Genomic DNA, 21,031 nt, shown 5'->3' on the forward strand with positions numbered 1-21,031 from the left:
TTAAGACTATAAAGTTATTATGGCAAGAAGACAAGATAAGAATACGATACAGAGGTTTAATAAAATCTCAATTGGTTTAGCATCTCCAGAATCTGTTTTAGCAGCATCTCGTGGTGAGGTTTTGAAACCAGAAACTATTAATTATCGAACACATAAACCAGAACGTGATGGTTTATTCTGTGAGCGTATTTTTGGTCCTGTTAAGGACTTTGAATGTGCTTGTGGTAAATACAAAAGAATACGTTATAAAGGTATTGTTTGTGACCGTTGTGGTGTAGAAGTAACTGAAAAGAAAGTACGTCGTGATAGAGTAGGACATATTAATTTAGTTGTGCCTGTTGCTCATATCTGGTATTTCCGTTCATTACCCAACAAAATAGGATATTTACTTGGGCTACCATCTAAGCGTTTAGATATGATTATCTATTATGAGCGTTATGTGGTAATTCAACCAGGTGAGGCTATGAATGCAGAAGGAGAACCATTACAGAAAATGGATTTCTTAACGGAAGAGGAGTATTTGAATATTATGGAAACGCTTCCTCAAGAGAATAGACATTTAGATGATACAGACCCTAATAAGTTTATTGCGAAAATGGGAGCTGAATGTTTAATCGAACTATTATCTAGAATCGATTTAAACGAATTATCATTTGAATTACGTCATAAAGCTAATACCGAAACCTCTAAGCAACGTAAAACTGAAGCACTTAAGCGTTTACAAGTTGTTGAAGCTTTTAGAGATTCGAATGCAAATCGTGAGAATAAGCCAGAATGGATGATTATGAAGGCTATTCCAATCATTCCACCAGAATTAAGACCTTTGGTGCCTTTAGATGGTGGACGTTTTGCAACATCAGATTTAAATGATTTATATCGTCGTGTTATTATCCGTAATAACCGTTTAAAGCGTTTAGTTGAAATCAAAGCTCCTGAAGTTATCTTGCGTAATGAGAAACGTATGTTACAAGAATCTGTAGATTCATTATTTGATAATACACGTAAAGCTTCTGCAGTTAAGACTGATTCTAATAGACCATTAAAATCATTATCAGATTCTTTAAAAGGTAAGCAAGGGCGTTTCCGTCAAAACTTACTTGGTAAGCGTGTTGATTATTCTGCACGTTCTGTGATTGTTGTTGGACCAGAATTAAAATTATTTGAATGTGGATTGCCAAAAAATATGGCAGCAGAATTATACAAGCCTTTTATCATTAGAAAACTAATTGAAAGAGGTATCGTAAAAACTGTAAAATCTGCAAAGAAAATTATAGATAGAAAAGAGCCTGTTGTATGGGATATCTTGGAGAATGTTCTTAAAGGGCATCCAGTATTGCTAAACCGTGCTCCTACGTTACACAGACTTGGTATTCAGGCATTCCAACCAAAATTGATTGAAGGAAAAGCAATTCAGTTACACCCATTAGTGTGTACTGCATTTAATGCCGATTTTGATGGTGATCAAATGGCGGTACATTTACCGTTAGGCCCAGAAGCGATTTTAGAAGCGCAGCTATTAATGTTAGCGTCTCACAATATTTTAAACCCAGCAAACGGTTCTCCAGTAACTGTACCTTCTCAGGATATGGTACTTGGTCTTTACTACATGACCAAGCATCGTAAAACTGATAAAGACTATACAGTTAAAGGTGAGGGCTTGACGTTCTATTCTCCTGAAGAAGTCACAATAGCTTACAATGAGAAAAAAGTTGATCTTAATGCTGGAATTAAAGTACGTACTAAAGATTTTAATGAAGAAGGTGAATTAACAACTCAAATTATTGAAACAACGGTAGGTCGTGTACTTTTCAACGAAAAAGTACCTGAAGCTGCAGGATATATCAATGAAGTATTAACTAAAAAGTCTTTGAGAGACATTATTCATGGAATCCTTAAAAAGACTAGCGTTCCAGAAACGGCTGCTTTCTTAGATGAAATCAAGACTTTAGGATATAAGTTCGCATTCCAAGGTGGTTTATCGTTCAGTTTAGGAGATATTATTATTCCAGCTGAAAAACAAGGTATGATTGACAAAGCCAATGGTTTAGTTGATGGTATTATGGGTAACTATAACATGGGATTAATTACAAATAACGAACGTTATAACCAGGTTATTGATATCTGGACGTCTACAAATGCAGAATTGACAGAATTGTCTATGAAGCGTATTCGTGAAGACCAACAAGGTTTTAACTCGGTATTTATGATGCTTGACTCTGGTGCTCGTGGATCTAAAGAACAGATTCGTCAGTTAACAGGTATGCGTGGATTAATGGCAAAACCGAAGAAGTCTAATGCTGGTGGTGGTGAAATTATTGAAAACCCTATCCTTTCTAACTTTAAAGAAGGACTTTCAATTTTAGAGTACTTTATATCTACTCACGGTGCACGTAAAGGTCTTGCCGATACCGCACTTAAAACTGCCGATGCTGGTTACTTAACACGTCGTTTAGTAGATGTATCTCAAGATGTAATTATCTACACTGAAGATTGTGGAACATTGAGAGGTATTGAAGTAAATCCATTAAAGAAAAACGAAGAAATAATTGAAACTCTTGAAGCAAGAATTGTTGGTCGTACTTCATTAAATGATGTATTTGATCCTATTACTGAAGAGTTATTAGTTGAAGCTGGAGGTCATATTGATGATGCCATTGCTAAGCGTATCCAAGAGTCTGCTTTAGATTCTGTTGAAGTACGTTCAGCATTAACTTGTGAAGCTAAAAAAGGTATTTGTTCTAAATGTTATGGTCGTAATTTAGCGACTGGTAAAATGGTTCAAAGAGGAGAAGCTGTTGGAGTTGTAGCTGCACAGTCAATTGGTGAGCCAGGTACACAGTTAACACTTCGTACGTTCCACGTAGGAGGTATTGCAGGTAACATTTCTGAAGAGAACAAGTTAGTTGTGAAGTTTGATGGTGTTGCCGAAATTGAAGATTTAAAAACTGTTAAGAGTACGGATAATGAAGGAAATGAAGTAGATGTTGTCATCTCTCGTACTTCTGAATTGAAGTTGGTTGATGCTAAAACAGGAATTACTCTAAGTACTAATAATATTCCTTACGGATCATTTATATACGTAAAACCTGGTGATAAAGTAAAAACTGGGGATACGATTTGTCAGTGGGATCCATATAATGGTGTAATTATTTCAGAATTTGCTGGTAAAGTGAAGTATGAAAACATCGAACAAGGGGTCACTTATCAGGTAGAAATTGATGAACAAACTGGATTCCAAGAGAAAGTGATTTCTGAATCTAGAAATAAAAAATTAATTCCTACACTTCATATTGAAGATTCAAAAGGTGAAACAATACGTTCTTATAACTTACCAGTTGGAGCACACTTAATGATTGACGATGGTGAGAAAATTAAGGTTGGTAAAATCTTAGTTAAGATTCCTCGTAAATCTGCTAAAGCTGGTGATATTACTGGTGGTTTACCTCGTGTGACAGAGTTATTCGAAGCGCGTAACCCTTCTAATCCTGCTGTAGTAAGTGAGATTGATGGTGTTGTGTCTTTTGGAAAAATCAAAAGAGGTAACCGTGAGATTATCATTGAGTCTAAACTTGGTGAAATTAAGAAATACTTAGTTAAGTTATCTAATCAAATTCTTGTTCAAGAAAATGATTATGTAAAAGCTGGTATGCCTTTATCTGATGGTTCTATTACGCCTAACGATATTCTAAATATTAAAGGCCCTGCTGCAGTTCAACAGTACTTGGTAAACGAAGTACAAGAAGTATATCGTTTGCAAGGTGTGAAAATTAATGATAAGCACTTTGAGGTTGTTGTTAGACAAATGATGCGTAAAGTAAAAATCATTGACTCAGGAGATACGATCTTCTTAGAAGACCAATTAGTACACAAATCTGATTTCATTGAAGAAAATGATAAAATTTTCGGATTGAAAGTGGTTGAAGAAGTTGGAGATTCTGAAAACTTAAAAGCAGGTCAAATCTTAACTTCAAGAGAATTAAGAGACGAGAACTCGATATTACGTAGAGAGGATAAAGCATTGGTGACTGCACGTGATGCACAACCAGCAACAGCTACTCCTATCTTACAAGGTATTACTAGAGCATCGTTACAAACTAAGTCATTTATTTCTGCTGCATCATTCCAAGAAACGACAAAAGTTCTTAATGAAGCTGCTGTAAATGGTAAGGTCGATGATCTTGAAGGATTAAAAGAGAATGTAATCGTTGGTCATAGAATTCCAGCTGGAACAGGTGTTAGAAAATTTGATAACATCATTGTAGGTTCTAAAGAGGAATTTAATGAAATGATGAAAGCAAAAGAAGAGATGAACTATAATTAATAGTTCTTATTCCTGCGGAGGCAGGAAGCTATAAAATAAAAGCCTTCACGCATTAATTTGTATGAAGGCTTTTTTAATAAATCGCGTATTAATGAGTTTTTCGTTCTAACGGAAATGTAAAAAATAAAAAAATGGCTGAAGATAATAAAAATAAAAAACCAGGAATCAATATTGAGTTGGATGAGAAAATAGCTGAAGGCACATATTCTAATCTTGCGATTATAAATCATTCGGTTTCAGAATTCGTAATCGATTTTGTAAGTATAATGCCAGGTACTCCTAAAAGTAAGGTTAAGTCAAGAATAATATTGACTCCTCAACATGCAAAACGTTTATTGAAGGCTTTAGGAGATAACGTAAATCGTTTTGAAAAAGCACATGGTGAAATCAAAGATTACGAGCAACCACCAATACCACTAAACTTTGGGCCTACTGGCCAAGCTTAATTGTTTTGTATTTGTGTTGCTCGACATATTTTTTGAAGAGCAACCACCAATACCACTAAACTTTGGGCCTACTGGCCAAGCTTAATTGTTTTGTATTTGTGTTGCTCGACATATTTTTTGAAGAGCAACCACCAATACCACTAAACTTTGGGCCTACTGGCCAAGCTTAATTGTTTTGTATTTGTGTTGCTCGACATATTTTTTGAAGAGCAACCACCAATACCACTAAACTTTGGGCCTACTGGCCAAGCTTAATTGTTTTGTATTTGTGTTGCTCGACATATTTTTTGAAGAGCAACCACCAATACCACTAAACTTTGGGCCTACTGGCCAAGCTTAATTGTTTTGTATTTGTGTTGCTCGACATATTTTTTGAAGAGCAACCACCAATACCACTAAACTTTGAGCTAACTGGTCAAACATAGATTTAATAACAAAATAAATTAAAAAAAAAAGCCTTGATATTGTATCAAGGCTTTTTATTGAAATTTTTATTAGGTCTGAGAGATTTTTACTACTAGATTTTGATATTCATGGATATAATATATTAAGCTATTTTTCTAGCTTAACTCTTTGTATATACTTATTCTTTCAAAATTGGTATAGCAATTTCAATACTAAAAATAGTTAAGCAACTTCTTGGTTAATGTGAAATTGTAAAGCTCCGGAAGGACACTTTTTAACTTGCTTAATGATTTTTTTAGTTGAAGCGCCATCTAAATCTATCCAAGGAATAACAGATTGTCTAAAAACATTGGATAATTCTTGTGCACAACGTTCGGCGTTAATGCACGTACACGGATTGTAAGTTACAGTAATATCATTATTACTGAAAACGTTAGGATTTGTTTTCATGAGTAGATCAATTTTGGGGTTTGAATCTATACTTAAATTTAGATAACTAAAGCGTTATCGTAATTTAATCAACGTTTAAATGTATGAAATCATCGATAAAAAACAAATTTATTCTGAAATATTAGATGAACGGCACTCTTTTTTTATTCAAATTCAGAAGTAAAATGAAAGGTAATACTTGGATATTTCTGTTGTGTCATTTGAAGAGAAAACGCCGAATCTGCCAAAAACACTAGCTGTCCGCGCTTATCCTTGGCTAAAAAACGCTGTTTTACTCTTATAAAATCTTTATATTCTTCATTTTTCGTGTCTTCTGCCTCAATCCAGCAGGCTTTATGTACATTTAAGTTTTCATACGTACATTTTGCACCATATTCATGCTCTAATCTGTATTGAATGACCTCATATTGTAGCGCACCCACTGTTCCAATCACTTTTCGTCCATTAAGTTCTAAAGTAAACAATTGTGCGACACCTTCATCCATAAGTTGATCAATACCTTTGTATAATTGCTTAGACTTTAAAGGATCTGCATTGTTAATGTACCTAAAATGTTCTGGAGAAAAACTCGGAACACCTTTGTAATTTAATATTTCGCCTTCAGTTAATGTATCTCCAATTTTGAAATTTCCTGTGTCTTGTAAGCCTACAATATCTCCAGGGTAAGAGATATCTACAATTTCTTTTTTTTCTGCAAAAAAGGCATTCGGACTAGAAAATTTTAGTTTTTTATTATGTCTGACATGTAAATAAGGAGTATTTCTCTTAAATTCACCTGAAACAATTTTTACAAAGGCCAATCGATTTCTGTGATTAGGATCCATATTTGCATGAATTTTAAAAACAAAACCGCTAAACTTATTTTCTTCAGGTTTAACAAGTCGTTCCTCACTTTGTTTTGGTCTAGGCTTTGGTGCAATATCGACAAAGCAATCCAATAATTCTCTAACACCAAAGTTGTTTAAAGCAGATCCAAAGAAAACAGGTTGTAGTGTGCCGTTTAGGTAATCATCTTTATCAAATATAGGATATATCCCTTCGACCAACTCAATTTCTTCTCTTAGCGTATTGGCGGCCTTATCTCCAACAAGCTTATCTAGTTCTGTAGAGCTTAAGTCATTTATTTCAATGGTTTCTTCTATGTCTTTTCTGCTATCACCACTAAAGAGGTTAATATTCTTTTCCCATAAATTGTAAATGCCTTTAAAATCATATCCCATACCAATTGGATAACTCAGCGGACATACTGTAAGACCTAACTTTTGTTCAATTTCATCCAAAAGATCAAAGGCATCTTTACCCTCGCGATCCATTTTATTAATGAATACAATCATTGGGATGTTACGCATGCGACAGACTTCAACTAGTTTTTCGGTCTGCTCTTCTACACCTTTTGCAACGTCAATTACAACAATAACACTATCTACAGCTGTTAGTGTTCTAAAAGTGTCCTCTGCAAAATCCTTATGCCCAGGCGTATCGAGGATATTAATTTTAATACCGTTGTATTCAAACGCAAGAACAGAGGTAGCTACAGAGATTCCACGTTGACGCTCTATCTCCATAAAGTCGCTCGTTGCTCCTTTCTTTATCTTATTACTTTTTACTGCTCCCGCTTCTTGAATTGCACCTCCAAATAGTAATAACTTTTCAGTTAAAGTCGTTTTACCTGCATCTGGATGCGAGATAATTCCGAAAGTACGTCGTCTATTAATTTCTTTAGTAAAACTCATGTTTGTTTTTAGTGGTTGCAAATATAAATGTTATAAAACTATTTATGATTAAACTCAACATCTTAATTATTTTGTATCTTGTATTAGATATTTTAACCATTAAAAAGTATGAAATTTCGCATTTCAACGAGTATTTTAATACATTAGCGAAAAAAAATTACTCATAAAATAGAATGAGTACTTTTGATATATAAATGTCCCTCTATATGGTTTTTCCATAAATAAATAGATTAATAGCACTATTTTGAACCTACAAAAAATAAGATGTTGCCTTTTTTACATGCGAATATGTATGTGAGAGGCATTTTTTTGTTTTAAGGCATAAGGTTTTATATAGGTGTTAAAATCTATCAGAAATTTTAATTGATGATAAATAATTTACACAGATATATATGAAAATCTTTACGCGATTCTCGTTTTTAAAATCCTTTACTTTTTTAAGTGTATTCTTGTTGTCCCAATCAATACTTGGACAGTCAATTGCGCAAACAGGTAATACAACAGACCCAGTTGGTAGTCAAAATTGTTTCAATTGTGCTCCAACAGGATGGGTAGATGCAGGAGGAACTCCCGATGTGTCTGACAGTTCAAATGCAGCAAATGTTGCAAATTGGGATAATCAACCTATTCCTTTACCTCCAAATGGTCATACGTCTTGGATATCGCTAAGAGATTTAGGGCCAGCTGGTTTTGAAGAAACAGTAAGAACAACGATGACTGGTTTAATTCCTGGGCGATTATACGAAGTTACGGTATATTCTGGATCATGGCTGTCTAGTGGGTATTCTCAATTATATTTAGATGCGTTTAGATATCAGGTTGGTACAAATCCTAGCCAATTTAAACCTAGCGTAAGTCAGGATTCTTGGGAAGAAACTAAGTTCAGATTCTATGCGACGTCAGCCTCTGAAGATTTTACATTTCAGCCTGGAAATAATGCTCCAGGTGTTCCTTTTGATGCGACAATGTGGGAATCAGTACAAATTTCTGTGACGTTAGATGCTATTGAGCAACCAGATGAAGATGATGATGGCATTTTTGATGATGTAGATTTAGATGATGATAATGATGGTATTTTGGATGTCAATGAAGCTGGAGGTAATGATCCTGATGGTGATGAAGATGGTGATAACATCCCTAATTGGAAGGATGTGTTTGATGACAATCTTGCGGGAGATGGAAGTACTACTGATTATACAGATGCTAACAATGATGGTATTCCTGATGTTTATGATTTTGATGGAGACGGAATTCCAAATCATTTTGATACCGATAGTGATAATGATGGTTGTCCAGATGCAGTTGAAGCTGCAGGCGGATTTATACCAACCGACTTAACTACTAGCGATAATTTAGCAGATATCGATGAAGGACAAGTTAATGGACAAGGAGTTCCAACTGATCTTGGAGGAACGTCTTTAGCTCAAGCAACTACTTCGGCAGTTTTAGATGCTGGAGATGCTTCAGCTTGTAACAGAATTATTGCTGAAGATGATGACTTTAGTGGTAGCCCAATTAATGGAGTAACTGGTGGCACAACTGCTAGTGTGTTTGATGATAATGGAAATGGAACTGATGATGCAGATTTTGTAGCTGCTACTGATGGGAATGTTTCTGATAATATTAGTATTAGTAATGATGGTGGTTTAACAGGAGTAACTATAAATACTGATGGTACTATCAATGTTCCTGCAGGTACAGTTGCAACAACGTATACTGTTGAATATACGATATGTCTTGATGTGGCTCCAACTATTTGTGATACTGCTGAAGCAACCATAGTAGTAGGACCTGCTACAGCCGATGTGTCAATCACGAAGACATTAATTGACAGTAGTCCATATGAGACAGGCGATACAGTAACTTACACATTAGTAGTATCTAATGCAGGACCAGATACGGCAAACAATGTTGTAGTTACCGATACACCAAGTAACTTAACTATAACTAGTGTAAGTGGAGGAGGATGTACGACCTTCCCATGTACAATAGGCAGTATAGCTTCAGGCGCAGCAAATGATGTTACAATTACCGTAACAGCAACGATAGATTCTGCAGGATCATTTAGTAATACAGCATCGGCAAATGGCGATGAGACAGATCCAGATGCGACCAATAATATTGATGATGGTACAGATGGAAACAATGGCGGAACAGCAACAGGTGTTGCTGATGTATCAATCACGAAGACATTAATTGACAGTAGTCCATATGAGACAGGCGATACAGTAACTTACACATTAGTAGTATCTAATGCAGGACCAGATACGGCAAACAATGTTGTAGTTACCGATACACCAAGTAACTTAACTATAACTAGTGTAAGTGGAGGAGGATGTACGACCTTCCCATGTACAATAGGCAGTATAGCTTCAGGCGCAGCAAATGATGTTACAATTACCGTAACAGCAACGATAGATTCTGCAGGATCATTTAGTAATACAGCATCGGCAAATGGCGATGAGACAGATCCAGATGCGACCAATAATATTGATGATGGTACAGATGGAAACAATGGCGGAACAGCAACAGGTGTTGCTGATGTATCAATCACGAAGACATTAATTGACAGTAGTCCATATGAGACAGGCGATACAGTAACTTACACATTAGTAGTATCTAATGCAGGACCAGATACGGCAAACAATGTTGTAGTTACCGATACACCAAGTAACTTAACTATAACTAGTGTAAGTGGAGGAGGATGTACGACCTTCCCATGTACAATAGGCAGTATAGCTTCAGGCGCAGCAAATGATGTTACAATTACCGTAACAGCAACGATAGATTCTGCAGGATCATTTAGTAATACAGCATCGGCAAATGGCGATGAGACAGATCCAGATGCGACCAATAATATTGATGATGGTACAGATGGAAACAATGGCGGAACAGCAACAGGTGTTGCTGATGTATCAATCACGAAGACATTAATTGACAGTAGTCCATATGAGACAGGCGATACAGTAACTTACACATTAGTAGTATCTAATGCAGGACCAGATACGGCAAACAATGTTGTAGTTACCGATACACCAAGTAACTTAACTATAACCAGTGTAAGTGGAGGAGGATGTACGACCTTCCCATGTACAATAGGCAGTATAGCTTCAGGCGCAGCAAATGATGTTACAATTACCGTAACAGCAACGATAGATTCTGCAGGATCATTTAGTAATACAGCATCGGCAAATGGCGATGAGACAGATCCAGATGCGACCAATAATATTGATGATGGTACAGATGGAAACAATGGCGGAACAGCAACAGGTGTTGCTGATGTATCAATCACGAAGACATTAATTGACAGTAGTCCATATGAGACAGGCGATACAGTAACTTACACATTAGTAGTATCTAATGCAGGACCAGATACGGCAAACAATGTTGTAGTTACCGATACACCAAGTAACTTAACTATAACCAGTGTAAGTGGAGGAGGGTGTACGACCTTCCCATGTACAATAGGCAGTATAGCCTCAGGCGCAGCAAATGATGTTACAATTACCGTAACAGCAACGATAGATTCTGCAGGATCATTTAGTAATACAGCATCGGCAAATGGCGATGAGACAGATCCAGATGCGACCAATAATATTGATGATGGTACAGATGGAAACAATGGTGGAACAGCAACTGATCCATTTACTATTACTGCCGAAAATGATGATTTTAGTACAATAACGTTCAACCCAGTAACAGGAGGAACGACGACTAGTGTTTTTGATGATAATGGAAATGGTATAGATTTAGCAGATGGCTCACCAGCTACTAATGGTAATATTTCAGATAATATTAGTATTAGTAATGATGGCGGTTTAACTGGAGTTACTATAAATACAGATGGAACAATTAGTATCCCAGCTAATTCTGCACCAGGAACATATACAGTAGAGTATACAATTTGTTTAGAAGTAAATCCAACAATTTGTGACACAGCCGAAGTAATTATTGTTATAGGTGCATGTGACTTCTTCCCAACAAATGATTGTGATGGCGATGGAGTAATCAATTCTGCAGATATATGTGAAGGCTTTGATGATAATGCAGATGCAGATGGTGATTTAGTTCCAGATGGATGTGATTTAGACGATGATAATGATGGATTGTTAGATACGGATGAAAGAGGGATTACAACGAGTACGCCACCTTTATGCGGTAGTCAGGCAGTATTTGACTTTAGTGCTATAGCTACTGAAGAATCTGGAGACGGAAATGTGTCCACACTTTTAGAGGGAGAGGTCTTTAGATTTGCTAATGTAACAGCTGGAACAGATGCACTAGTTACTTTAGTTGAATTTAATAACGCTTCTGTGGATATTTTAGACGATAACTCATCTACTCCAGAATATTTTAAACCTGGCACAAGAATCAATTATTTAAATCCTGGTCAAGAGGGTTGGGTTGAGTATAATATTCAGTTAGTTCAATCTGGAACGACAACACCAGTGAATTTTCCAGAAGTATTTGTTGGATATAATGATATGGATGGTAATTCAGATTCTAGAGAGCGTAATAGAATACCATACCCAATAAATTATGTAGTAGATAACCCTACAACGTTAACTATCTCATCAGAACCAAACTTCTTAGTTGCTACGTCGGGAGATGTAAATTTCCCTGGGTCTTCTAATGCTAATCCGTTTTTAAATATAACAGCTAATTACAATAATTTTTCAAGTTATACATTTAGATTAGGTGTATTGGCAACTAATCCTTTGGTAGATGTAGTTCGTTATCACAGTCTTCTTTTTGACTGTGCTACTAATTACGTTGATCCACAAACAACAGATCCGGATACTGATGATGATGGTATTCCAGATTATTTAGATACAGATAGTGATGATGATGGTTGTCCTGATGCTCTTGAAGGTGATGGTGGATATACATTAGCTGATTTAGATGCAGATGATAGTTTAGGCGATAATGTTGATGCTAATGGTGTGCCTCAAGACACGTCGAATAATACGCTTCAGCAAAATGATATAAGTTCAACAGATCCAACGGTAAGTTTATGTTCTGGAATTAATATAACTAAAACAAGTAGTTTAGATTTAGGCACCGATGGTGTTGCAAGCGTTGGAGATATCATAACATATACATACACTATAACAAATACAGGAGATGTTACATTGTTTGATGTAAGTGTTACCGAAGATGCTGCCGATTTTACAGGAACAGGTACATTACCAGTTCCGATTTATGTGAGTGGTGGGGCTGACCTTGATGGTGATGCAGATCTTCAAGATTTAGCAGTTGGTACTGATACAATTATCTACACTGCAACCTATGCGATTACTCAAGAAGATATTGATGCAGGAATTGTAACTAACCAAGCCATTGCTAATGCTGATGACCCAGCAGGAAATACAATTACTGATGACAGTGATGATCCTACAGATCCAACTACTGATGAAGATGATCCAACAGATACAATAATTCCACAAAACTCAGGAGTTAGCATTATTAAAACTAGTAGTTTAGATTTAGGAGCTGATGGCGGAATAAGTGTTGGAGATATTATTACGTATACATACACCGTAACTAACACCGGAAATGTTACCGTTTTTGATGTCAGTGTTACTGAAGATGCAACCGACTTTACAGGAACAGGAACCTTACCAGTTCCCGTATATGTGAGTGGTGGAGCTGATCTTGATTTGGAAGCTGACCTCGAAGATTTAGCTGTTAGTGCAGGTTCTATAGTATATACTGCTACTTATGCCATTACGCAAGATGATATTAATGCAGGTGTAGTTACCAATCAAGCCGTAGCAAATGGCTCAGATCCAGGAGGAAATACTGTTACCGATGATAGTGATGATCCAGCAGACACAACTAGTGATGATGATCCAACTGATACAATATTAATAATAAACCCAGAGCTAAGTATTATTAAAACAAGTAGCTTAGATTTAGGTGCTGATGGTGTTGTGAGTGTAGGCGATGTGATTACCTATACATATACAGTAACAAACACTGGAGATGCCACCATTTTTGATGTAATAGTAACTGAAAATGCTGCAAACTTTACAGGAACAGGAACTTTACCAATACCAGTTTATGTAAGTGGTGGAGCAGATATTGACTTAGAAGCCGATTTACAAGATTTAGCTCCAGGTACAACAGATGCTATTGTATATACAGCAACTTATGCTATCACGCAAGATGATATTAATGTAGGTGTTGTAACGAATCAAGCAGTAGCTGAAGGCTCAGATCCAGGAGGTAATACAGTAACCGATGATAGTGATGATCCTACCGATACAACTAGTGATGATGACCCAACAGATACTATTATTCCTAACAATGCTGAATTAAGTGTAATTAAAACAGGAAGTTTAGATTTAGGAGCTGATGGTGTTGTGAGTGTAGGCGATGTGATTACCTATACATATACGGTAACTAACACTGGAGATGTGACGATCTTTGATGTTACAGTGACTGAAAATGCGGCCAACTTTACAGGAACTGGGACATTACCTGTACCAGTCTATGTGAGTGGTGGAGCAGATATTGATTTAGAAGCCGACTTAGAAGATTTAGCTGTAGGAACAGATACAATAATATATACAGCAACCTATGCTATTACACAAGAGGATATTGATGCAGGTGTTGTAACGAATCAAGCGGTAGCTGAAGGATCTGATCCAGGAGGAAATACGGTTACTGATGATAGTGATGATCCAACAGATACAACAAGTGATGACGACCCTACAGATATTACTATTCCTCAAAACCCAGAATTAAGCATTACTAAAACGGGAAGTTTAGATTTAGGAACAGATGGTGTTGTGAGTGTAGGTGATGTGATTACCTATACATATACAGTTACCAATACAGGTGATGTTACAATTTTTGATGTTACGGTTACAGAAAATGCAGCAAACTTTACAGGAACAGGAACTTTACCAGTACCAGTATATGTAAGTGGAGGCGCAGATATCGATTTAGAAGCAGACCTTGAAGATTTAGCAGTAGGAACAGATACAATTATTTATACTGCAACGTATGCAATTACTCAAGACGATATTGATGCAGGTATTGTAACAAATCAAGCTGTAGCAGATGGTTCTGATCCAGGAGGGAATACGATTACTGATGATAGTGATGATCCTACCGATACAACAAGTGATGACGATCCAACAGATATTATTATTCCTCAAAATCCAGAAATAGGTGTTACGAAGACAAGTAGTGTTGATTTAGGAACAGACGGAATATTAAATGTAGGTGATATCATAACATACACATATACTGTGTCTAATACAGGCGATGTTACCATCTTTGATGTTTCAGTGACAGAAAACGCAGCAAACTTTACAGGAACAGGAACTTTACCGGCACCAGTTTATGTAAGTGGAGGTGCAGATTTAGATGGAGATGCAGATTTAGAAGATTTAGCTGTAGGAACAGATACAATAATATATACAGCAACATATACCATCACACAAGAGGATCTTGATGCTGGATCAATTACGAATCAGGCTACGGCTTCAGGTTCTGATCCAGGAGGAAACACAGTAACTGATGATAGTGATGATCCAACAGATACAACGAGTGATGATGATCCAACGATTACTTTATTACCTCAAGTACCATCATTAGATGCCGTGAAAGTGGCAGATATATTAGATAATGGTGATGGTGTAATTGGTGTTGGTGATATCATAACCTATACAATTACCGTAACAAATGCAGGTAATGTAACTTTAGATAACGTTACTATTGTTGACACCTTTGTTGATGCTAACGGAATTCCATTAACATTAGATTCTGGTCCAACTTTTGTAAGTGCAGATCTAGGAAGTGTAGAAGGTATTTTATTAGTAGGAGAAACTGCTACTTATACAGCATCATATACAATAACACAAGATGATGTTGATGCTGGAGGAGTTAGTAATAGTGTTGAAGCCAGTGCTACGGGACCAGATGGTTCTACAACGACTGATACCAGTGATGATGGTGACGATACAGACGGGAATACTGATGATGATCCAACGGTGACTATTACAGATTCCGATTTTGAATTGTCAGTAACAAAAGAAGTAGATGTAATGGAGCCATTAATTGGAGATCAAGTAACCTTTACAATTACAGTGGCTAATGAAGGATTTGTAACGGCTACAGGAGTTGTAGTTGAAGATGTTATTCCTAGTGGATATACCTTCGTTTCGGCAATAGCTACTGCAGGAACTTATTCTGAATTTGATGGCGAATGGACAGTAGGTCAATTAAATCCAGGTCAGGTTGAAGTCCTATCTATTACTGTTGAAGTACTCGGATTTGGAGATTACTTGAATACGGCTACCATAACTGAATTTGATGGCGGAACAGATCAAAATGAAAATAACAATACGGATTCTGTTGGAGTAGATCCAATATGTTTAACAATTTATAATGAGTTCTCTCCAAATGGTGATGGCGTTAACGAATTCTTTGTTATCGATTGTATAGAAACCTTCCCTAACAATAGGTTAGAGATTTATAACAGATGGGGAAATATTGTTTATGAAACTAAAGGCTATAGAAACGATTGGAATGGTATTTCTAATGGTCGAGCTGTCCTTAGTGAAGGAGATGAGCTACCAGTAGGAACGTATTACTACGTCATCGATTTAGGCAATGGTTCTGAACCAAGAGTAGGATGGTTATACATAAACAGATAATTAATAAAGGCAAGATTAAAAACGATATTAAAATGATACAAAAATCATCATTAGTTAAAGGATTAATACTGTTAGTGTTTTGTGCCCTAACGATTAATACTAGTTTTGCGCAGCAAGACCCTCAATATACTCAGTATATGTATAATACAATGAGTGTAAATCCTGCATATGCTGGACAGAGAGAAGTATTAAGTATTACAGGATTGCATCGTACACAATGGGTTGGTATTGATGGAGCGCCACAAACGCAAACCTTGGGTATTCATGCACCACTTAGAAATGATAAGATTGGTTTAGGTCTGTCTATCGTTAATGACGCACTGGGGCCAGCAAATGAAACTTATATTGATGCGAATTTTTCATATACGATTCGTGTTGGTGAAAACAATACCAAGCTATCCTTTGGTGCCAAAGCTGGTGCACATTTATTAAATACTGATTGGAGTAAAGGACGTTTTCAAAATCCAGATGTAGTATTTAGTGAAAATGTCAGTCTATTTTCCCCAACGGTTGGAGCTGGATTGTATTTACATAATCGAAAATGGTATGTTGGATTGTCTGTCCCAAATTTCTTGACAACCGATCATTATGATGATTTTCAAGAATCTGTTGCTAGTGAACGAATGAACTATTACTTAATTGCTGGTTATGTTTTTGATTTAAGTGAAAATACAAAACTGAAACCTGCTGCACTAGTAAAAGCAGTATCAGGTGCACCAATAATTGCCGACGTATCAGCAAATTTCTTATTTAATGATAAGCTTACTTTAGGATTGGCCTATAGATGGGATGATTCTGTGAGTGGCTTAGCTGGTTTTCAAGTAACAGATGGCTTATATATTGGCTATGCTTACGATGCCACAACAACAAATCTAAATAATTACAATAGCGGTTCACATGAAATCATGTTACGCTTCGAATTACAGAAAGTAGGTAGAATATTATCACCAAGATTCTTCTAAAACAATGCTTATGAATTTTATAAATCACAAACTCAAAATAGTCAATAAAATTGGCGCGAGTAAAACACTCAAAATTGTATATGTTCTTGCTTTTAGTTTAGTGTTTTCTTTTGGATATGCCCAAAAAGGAAAGGTAAGAGATGCTTCTAGAGCATATGATAATCTAGCCTATTTGAAAACAAGTGAGATTCTCTTAGAAGTTGCAGAAAACGGTTATAAATCGGTTGATTTACTTCAGAAACTTGCCAACTCTTTCTATTTTAATAATCAGATGGAAGAAGCCGCTAAGTGGTATGGTGAATTAATGGCAATGGAAGAAAATATAGATTCAGAATACTATTTCAGATATGCACAGGCTTTAAAGTCTATTGAGAATTATGATGAATCGGACAAATGGATGAAAAAATTCGCAGAAGCTGATAGAGGCGATTTAAGAGGTCGTGCATTTACATCAACTGTAGATTACTTGTCTATGATTGATGAGGCAAGTAGAGAATTTGATGTGGTTAATATGGCAATAAACTCTGAGGTTTCAGATTTCGGAACGACGCAATATCAGAATCAATTAATTTTTGCGTCTACTCGTGGTGGTGGACAAAAATATAAATGGAATGAACAGCCGTATTTAGATCTTTATGCTGCCGAAAAGCAAGAGGATGGGTCTTATAGCAATGTTGAAGCGTTAGATGCAAATATTAATACAAAGTTTCATGAATCTACAGTGGCGTTTACACCTGATGATAAGGTAATTTATTTTACACGTAATAACTATTTCAAAAAGAAATATAAAAACGATGAAGATGGGACCAATCGTTTAAAGATTTTTAGAGCAACTGCCGATGATGATGGAAAATGGACCAATATCGAGTCTGTACATTTTAATGATGATGCCTATAGTGTTGCTCATCCAGCAATTAATGTTGAAGGGACAAAAATGTATTTTGCTTCTGATATGAACGGTACCTTAGGAAAGTCTGATATTTTCGAAGTAGAAATCAATGCTGATGGTACTTTAGGTGAGCCTGTAAATCTTGGGCCATCGGTTAATACTGAAGGTCATGAAACCTTTCCTTTTATAAATTCTGAAGGGGATTTGTATTTCTCTTCAAATGGATTTAGCGGATTAGGTGGACTTGATGTGTACGTGATTAGAGATTTCAAAAATAAAAGAGAATTAAATCAACCAATGGCTTTAGAAAATGTTGGTCGGCCAATTAATAGTCCGATGGATGATTTCGGTTATTACGAAAATATCGGAACAAAAGAAGGGTTCTTTACATCTAATAGAGAAGGTGGAAAAGGAGATGATGATATTTACAGATTTATCATTCCTGAGTGTGAACAAGTTGTAGAAGGCACTGTAAAAGATCAAGATACACAAGAATTATTGCCAGGAGCAGTTGTAACGCTTTTAGATGCAGAAGGAACACCTTTAAGTCAACAAACAGTTGGTGCAGATGCTTCATATAAGTTTGAAGACTTAGAGTGTGAAAAAGAGTATTTAATCCGTGTAGAAATGGATGAGTTTGCTACAGTTGAAAAACGTTTTACAACACCTAAGAAAAAGCAAGACTTGGTTATAGAGTTCGATTTAGAGCGTGACGAAGTTGAGCTAGAACCTTGTGCCGATTTAGCTAAGATTTTAGATATTCCAATTATATATTTCGACTTTGATAAAGCTAATATAAGGAGAGATGCTGAGGTCGAATTACAAAAAGTTTTAGCAGTATTGAATAAATATCCTACAATGACGATTGATGTTCGTAGTCATACAGATTGTAGAGGACCAGCATCATATAACACGACATTATCAGATCGAAGAGCCAAATCCACAAGACAATACTTAATTGATAAAGGCATAGCCGGAGATCGTTTAACCGCAAAAGGTTATGGAGAATCTCGTTTAGTTAATGATTGTGGTTGTGAACCTTCAAATGATTCTTCATGTAGTGAAGAAGAACACCAATTAAATAGACGTAGTGAGTTTATTGTTACAAGTATTAATGGAGAGAAATGTCCAGAAAAATAAACTTGACCATATAAGTAGTATTAAATATAAGTTAAAAGCTGTCTTTTTCAAGGCAGCTTTTCTATTTCTAATGGATTTATGAAATTTAGTTGTTATTTTTGTTAGCTATGACAGAAGAACGTGTAATTCTAGTAAACGAAAACGATGAGCAAATAGGAACAATGCCTAAATTAGAAGCGCATCAAAAAGCAGTGTTGCATCGGGCATTTTCAGTATTTATTTTTAATGATAATAATGAATTGATGTTGCAGCAACGCGCTAAACATAAATACCATTCACCATTATTGTGGACCAATACTTGTTGTAGTCATCAACGTGTTGGTGAAACCAATATAGAAGCTGGTAAACGTCGTTTAATGGAAGAAATGGGCTTTGTAACCGATTTGAAAGAAACCATTTCATTTATGTATAAAGCACCTTTTGACAATGGACTCACAGAGCATGAGTATGATCATGTAATGGTTGGTCTATATAATAAAGAGCCTCTTATCAATCCTGATGAAGTTGAAGCATGGAAATGGATGTCATTGGAGGCTGTTAAGGTTGATATTGAATTGCATCCTGAAGACTACACCGAATGGTTTAAAATCATTTTTGATAAGTTTTATGAACATATAAATATCACAAAGTCATGAGAGTAACGGTTAGTAGAAAGGCACATTTTAATGCGGCTCATCGTTTGTATCGGAAAGATTGGAGTTTTGAGAAGAATGATAAAATCTTCGGAAAATGTAACAATCCAAACTATCATGGCCACAATTACGAACTCATTGTAAGTGTTACTGGACATATCGACCAAGAAACTGGCTATGTGATAGATATGAAAGTACTTAAGGATATTATCAAATCTGAAGTTGAAGATGCGTTTGATCATAAAAATTTAAATGTTGAAGTTCCAGAATTCAAAAACCTAAACCCAACTGCTGAAAATATTGTAGTTGTCATTTATAATAAGATTAAGCCTAAATTAAACTCAGATTTTGATCTTGAAATTACCCTATATGAAACACCTCGTAACTTTGTAACTTTTTCGGGCTAATGAAACCACAACTATATCCACTAAAATTTCAGCCCATTTTAAAAGATAAAATTTGGGGAGGCGATAAATTAAAAACAGTACTTAATAAAGACACAGAGCTTTCTAATGTAGGTGAAAGTTGGGAGATAAGCGACGTAGAAGGCGATACATCTGTTGTGATTAATGGAGCATTAAAAGGAAAATCACTTAAGCAACTTCTTGAAACCTATCAAGCCGAATTATTAGGAGAGCAACATTATAAAGTATTTGGAAATAAATTCCCACTTTTAATTAAGTTTATTGACGCCAAAGATGATTTGTCAATTCAGTTACATCCCAATGATGAATTAGCAGCAAAGCGTCATAATTCCTTTGGAAAAACTGAAATGTGGTACGTCATGCAAGCTGATGAGGATGCAAATTTAATTGTTGGTTTTAATCAAAAGATGACTGCAGATACTTATCTGAAACATTTAAAAGATAAAACACTAACCGAGATATTAAATTTTGATAAAGTAAAAACGGGAGACACTTATTTTATAGAAGTTGGTAGAGTTCATGCTATTGGAGCTGGAGTGTTATTAGCCGAAATTCAACAAACTAGTGATATTACTTACAGAGTATATGATTGGGATCGTGTTGATGACGAAGGAAACGAAAGAGAATTGCACAACGATTTAGCAATTGATGCATTTGATTTTGATATGCCTGACAATTTTCGAATCAATTATCAAAAAGAAGAGAACACTTCTAATAAAATGGTAAGTTGTCTCTATTTTACTACGAGTATGTTGCATGTAACAGATTCAATTTTAAAATTTAACACTAAAGATTCATTCTTTATATATATGTGTGTTGAAGGCGAGGTTTTGATTGAAACAGAGCATGCTTCAGAATTTATTAAACAAGGAGAAACACTTTTAATTCCGGCAGCAATTAAGACCTATAAAATTACATCAAGTAATGCGAAACTATTAGAAGTTTATGTTTAATTTTGT

Annotated in this window: 10 protein-coding genes; 8 read left to right on the top strand and 2 right to left on the bottom strand. The window is 35.8% G+C overall.

Translation table 11 applies throughout. From position 1 onward, the window contains the following. Positions 1-19 precede the first annotated feature (19 nt). Positions 20-4,321, top strand: coding sequence for a DNA-directed RNA polymerase subunit beta' (gene rpoC / locus ACTU6T_RS10225; RefSeq protein WP_460218107.1), 4,302 nt, complete (start codon positions 20-22; stop codon positions 4,319-4,321). A 131-nt stretch (positions 4,322-4,452) separates the two neighbouring features. Next, positions 4,453-4,767: a DUF3467 domain-containing protein gene (locus ACTU6T_RS10230; RefSeq protein WP_460218108.1), complete on the top strand. Its 315-nt coding sequence runs from the start codon at positions 4,453-4,455 to the stop codon at positions 4,765-4,767. Positions 4,768-5,394: 627 nt separating this feature from the next. Here ACTU6T_RS10230 and ACTU6T_RS10235 read toward each other — a convergent pair. Both ACTU6T_RS10235 and ACTU6T_RS10240 read right to left on the bottom strand, forming a co-directional pair. Next, positions 5,395-5,622 (bottom strand): (4Fe-4S)-binding protein, encoded by a 228-nt coding sequence (locus ACTU6T_RS10235; RefSeq protein WP_460218109.1) that lies wholly within the window; start codon positions 5,620-5,622, stop codon positions 5,395-5,397. 143 nt (positions 5,623-5,765) lie between these two features. After that, a complete protein-coding gene (locus ACTU6T_RS10240; protein WP_460218110.1) occupies positions 5,766-7,355 on the bottom strand; it encodes a peptide chain release factor 3 in 1,590 nt (529 codons plus the stop codon). A 392-nt stretch (positions 7,356-7,747) separates the two neighbouring features. Between ACTU6T_RS10240 and ACTU6T_RS10245 the strand changes: the two genes are divergently transcribed. The 6 genes from ACTU6T_RS10245 (at position 7,748) to ACTU6T_RS10270 (ending at position 21,025) form a co-directional block, all read left to right on the top strand. Further along, positions 7,748-16,024 (top strand): DUF7507 domain-containing protein, encoded by an 8,277-nt coding sequence (locus tag ACTU6T_RS10245; RefSeq protein ID WP_460218111.1) that lies wholly within the window; start codon positions 7,748-7,750, stop codon positions 16,022-16,024. Positions 16,025-16,056: 32 nt separating this feature from the next. After that, positions 16,057-16,986, top strand: a complete 930-nt coding sequence (locus ACTU6T_RS10250) for a PorP/SprF family type IX secretion system membrane protein (RefSeq protein ID WP_460218112.1) — start codon at positions 16,057-16,059, stop codon at positions 16,984-16,986. 10 nt (positions 16,987-16,996) lie between these two features. Then, positions 16,997-19,015, top strand: a complete 2,019-nt coding sequence (locus tag ACTU6T_RS10255; RefSeq protein ID WP_460218113.1) for an OmpA family protein — start codon at positions 16,997-16,999, stop codon at positions 19,013-19,015. Positions 19,016-19,122: 107 nt separating this feature from the next. Further along, a complete protein-coding gene (idi, locus tag ACTU6T_RS10260; RefSeq protein ID WP_460218114.1) occupies positions 19,123-19,650 on the top strand; it encodes an isopentenyl-diphosphate Delta-isomerase in 528 nt (175 codons plus the stop codon). Next, complete coding sequence (locus ACTU6T_RS10265) at positions 19,647-20,054, top strand: 6-pyruvoyl trahydropterin synthase family protein (RefSeq protein WP_460218115.1); 408 nt, start codon at positions 19,647-19,649, stop codon at positions 20,052-20,054. Before idi ends, ACTU6T_RS10265 begins: the two co-directional genes overlap by 4 nt. Then, positions 20,054-21,025 carry a type I phosphomannose isomerase catalytic subunit gene (locus ACTU6T_RS10270; RefSeq protein ID WP_460218116.1) on the top strand — a complete coding sequence of 324 codons (972 nt, stop codon included), beginning with the start codon at positions 20,054-20,056 and terminating at the stop codon, positions 21,023-21,025. The genes ACTU6T_RS10265 and ACTU6T_RS10270 overlap by 1 nt, the downstream gene beginning before the upstream one ends. Positions 21,026-21,031: the final 6 nt, after the last annotated feature.

The sequence above is a fragment of the Psychroserpens citreus genome (assembly GCF_055686305.1).